Source organism: uncultured Limnohabitans sp., assembly GCF_937889215.1.
In the GTDB taxonomy this organism is placed as follows: domain Bacteria; phylum Pseudomonadota; class Gammaproteobacteria; order Burkholderiales; family Burkholderiaceae_C; genus Limnohabitans_A.
The window spans coordinates 1-2336 of the sequence record NZ_CALBEX010000191.1 but is presented as its reverse complement, the minus strand read 5'-3'; the positions used below and the strand labels follow the sequence as shown (position 1 = coordinate 2336).

The 2336-nt window shown below is 61.2% G+C and carries 4 protein-coding genes; all 4 read right to left on the bottom strand.

The genetic code is table 11. The features are described from left to right. On the bottom strand, positions 1 to 649 hold a 649-nt coding region (locus tag Q0341_RS04965), incomplete at its 3' end, for a TolC family protein (RefSeq protein ID WP_299510962.1). Positions 650 to 697: 48 nt separating this feature from the next. After that, positions 698 to 1027 (bottom strand): rhodanese-like domain-containing protein, encoded by a 330-nt coding sequence (locus Q0341_RS04960; RefSeq protein WP_299510961.1) that lies wholly within the window; start codon positions 1025 to 1027, stop codon positions 698 to 700. Positions 1028 to 1036: 9 nt separating this feature from the next. Then, positions 1037 to 1696 carry a protein-L-isoaspartate O-methyltransferase gene (locus Q0341_RS04955; protein WP_299510960.1) on the bottom strand — a complete coding sequence of 220 codons (660 nt, stop codon included), beginning with the start codon at positions 1694 to 1696 and terminating at the stop codon, positions 1037 to 1039. A 43-nt stretch (positions 1697 to 1739) separates the two neighbouring features. After that, the coding region (locus Q0341_RS04950) for an efflux RND transporter permease subunit (RefSeq protein WP_299510959.1) at positions 1740 to 2336 on the bottom strand (597 nt) is incomplete at its 5' end.

Sequence of the window (2336 nt, the reverse complement as noted above, 5' to 3'; positions counted from 1 at the left end):
GCGCCACTTGGGCTTGACCCACGGTGTCGTCCAAAGCCAGCTTTTTGATGCGCAGCTCGTTGTCGGCGGCGATTTCTTGGGCTGTGACCAGGTCAAAACGGGCTTGCGCTTCACGCGTGTCGGTGATGGTGGAGGTGCCCACCTCAAAGTTGCGCTTGGCCGCAGCCAGTTGTTCAGACACGGCCGATTTTTGGGCTTTGACGAAGTTCAGGCTTTCCTGGGCGGTCAGCACGTCAAAGTAGGCCTGGCTCAGGCGCACGATCAACTCTTGCTCGGCCAACTTGAGCTGGGCTTGGGCCAGCGCCACTTGTTGGCTGCCTTGGTCGTAGCTGGCTTGGTTGGCTGGACGGTACAGGGGCTGGCTGGCGCTGAGCGTGAGGGTACGGGTGCCGAACCGACTGTCTTTGTTGGAGGTTTGGTTGTCCAGGTCCGTCTCGGACAAGGTGCTGCCCAAACCCGCCGTGGGGCGCAGCAAGGCTTTGGCTTGCTCGGCCTTGGCCAGCGTGGCCTCGTACTGCGAACGCGCCGCCTTGAAGGTGGCGTCGTGGCCTTTGGCCGCTTCGTACAGGGAGGCCAGGCTCTGGGCCTGAGCGGTGCCAGCAAAGGCAGCCATCAAGGCCAAAGTCAGGGGCAGGGTGCGCAGTTTCATGACGGGTCTTTTCAAAAATATCGGCCCTTGAGCGGGCTGATGGGTGACTCAATAAACCGGAATGCTGGGGTCCACTTGCGCCGACCAGGCGTTGATACCGCCGGCCACATTGACGACTTGGAAGCCGTGTTGCAGCAAGAAAGACGCCACTTGCATGCTGCGCATGCCGTGGTGGCACAGGCAAGCAATCGGGCGTGTTTTGTCGAGTTCGTGCAAGCGTGCCGGAATGGTTTGCATGGGCATGTGCAGCAGGTCCAGACCTTCGGGCTGGGTGCTGGCAGTTTGCAGTTCCCAGCCTTCACGCACGTCGAGCAAGACGGGGCGCTGTGCTTGTTGTGTGGCCCATTCGGCGATTTGGGAAGGGTAGAGTTGTTCCATGGCGGCGTCTCAGAATTTGAAGCGCGAGGGCTCGACAAAGCCCGACAGGCGCGGCGCGTTGCAGTCCCAGGGCTCGGTGGTGGTCCAGTTGTTGTCGTGGGTGCGGATGATGAGGGTGGCGCGCATCATGGGTTCATCGCCCACGATGGCGGCCAGTCGGCCGCCCACGGTGAGTTGCTGCAGCAAGGCAGCTGGCACTTCGGCCACCGAACCACTGATCAGGATCACGTCAAACGGGCCATCGGCGGCAGCGCCTTGGCTACCATCGGCGGTGCGCACAAGCACGTTGCTCACACCGGCCTTTTGCAAGTTGGCCTGGGCTTGGGCGGCCAAAGCCGGGTCGATTTCCAGGCTCAGCACGCTGGCCGCTTGCTGGGCCAGCAAGGCAGCCATGAAGCCCGAGCCGGTGCCGATGTCCAGCACTTTGTCGGTCTTTTGCACCACCAAGTCTTGCAGCAATCGGGCTTGCACACGGGGGGCCAGCATGACCTGACTGGGCGCTTGGCCCAGCGGGACTTCCATGTCCACAAAGGCCAGGGCCTTGTGGGCCAGGGGCACAAAGTCTTCACGGCGCACCGTGGACAGCAGCGCCAGCACTTGCGGATCCAGCACTTCCCAGGGGCGAATTTGCTGCTCAATCATGTTGAAGCGGGCCTGGTTCATGTCCATTTTTTTAACTCCTGCGGGGGTCTTTTACAAATATTTCACGATTTTAAGCGGCGGGCGTGTCCTGTCCCTGGCGGGTCGGGGCAAGGCCTGCTTTTGCGCGCAACCATTGCGCCAAATCGTCCATGTAGCAGTAGACCACCGGCACCACCACCAAGGTCAGCAGCGACGAGGTGATGACCCCGCCAATGACCGCCTGGCCCATTGGGGCGCGTTGTTCGGCCCCCTCGCTCAGCGCAAAAGCCAGCGGCACCATGCCGAAAATCATGGCCAAAGTGGTCATCAAGATGGGCCGCAACCGCACTTTGGCCGCCATCAAAAGGGCTTCGCTGCGGGCCAGCCCCGGGATGCGGTGGCCATCGGCATCGGTTTGGTCTTCACGGGCGCGGATGGCAAAGTCCACCAACAAGATGGCGTTTTTGGTGACCAAGCCCATGAGCATGATCACGCCGATGATGGAAAACATCGACAAGGTCGAGCCAAACAGCATCAGCGCCAGCACCACACCGATCAGGGTCAGCGGCAAGGCGGTCATCAGGGCCAAGGGCTGCAAGAAACTCTTGAACTGGCTGGCCAAAATCATGTAGATGAAGATCACCGCCAAGGCCAGCGCCGACAGCGCGTAGCCAAATGATTCGGCCAT

Bases quoted from the DNA above. Each gene is read 5' to 3' on its own strand.
- Q0341_RS04955 (WP_299510960.1), bottom strand. From the start codon at position 1,696: ATGGACATGAACCAGGCCCGCTTCAACATGATTGAGCAGCAAATTCGC.
- Q0341_RS04960 (WP_299510961.1), bottom strand. From the start codon at position 1,027: ATGGAACAACTCTACCCTTCCCAAATCGCCGAATGGGCCACACAACAA.